1 pseudogene is annotated in these 565 nt (G+C 82.5%); it reads right to left on the bottom strand.

Annotation, left to right across the window (positions count from 1 at the left end):
• Positions 1-565 (bottom strand): annotated as a pseudogene (locus tag STRAU_RS38745) (transferase); the annotation flags it as partial.

Here is a 565-nt window from a genome sequence, read left to right as displayed (position 1 = left end):
CGCCACCCCCGCCGCCCCGCTCCGGCTCCTCGTCGGCGGGCTCACCCACCACCCCCACCGGGCGCAGTCCGCACCGCGGGCGGCGCAGCAGGGCCGCCGCCACGCTGCGGGCCTGGCCGCCGTGGCCGAGGACCAGGACCGGCCGGGGTCTGCGCCGCACCGCCGCGCGCCGGTGCCAGTGGACCAGGGCGCGGCCGCCCGCGCCGAGCACGCCGTGCAGGGCGGCCGCGGTGAGCAGGGTGGCGGGGGGCAGGGGGGTGAGCGGGGGCGCGGCCGGGGCGAGGGCAGGGGACGCGGCGGGCACGAGGACGGCGGCCACGCACCAGGCGAGGGTGATCCGGCCGCAGAGCGCGGGGAGTTCGTCGAGCAGGGCGGGCGCGAGCGTGTCCTCGTACAGCCGCCCCTGGACGTTGAGGGCGAGGACGGCGGCGAGGAGCAGGGCCATCAGCACCGGGGAGCGGTACGGGCCGGGGAGCAGCAGGGCGGCCGTCACGGCGGCGAGGGCGTCGGCGGCGACCAGGGCGAGGGCGAGCCGGCGACGGCGGGCGGGCCGCCCGCCGCGCGG

Source organism: Streptomyces aurantiacus JA 4570 (assembly GCF_000414115.1).
GTDB lineage: Bacteria > Actinomycetota > Actinomycetes > Streptomycetales > Streptomycetaceae > Streptomyces > Streptomyces aurantiacus_A.
The sequence above is the reverse complement of the archived record's forward strand: the minus strand, read 5'-3'. Positions and strand labels throughout refer to the sequence as shown.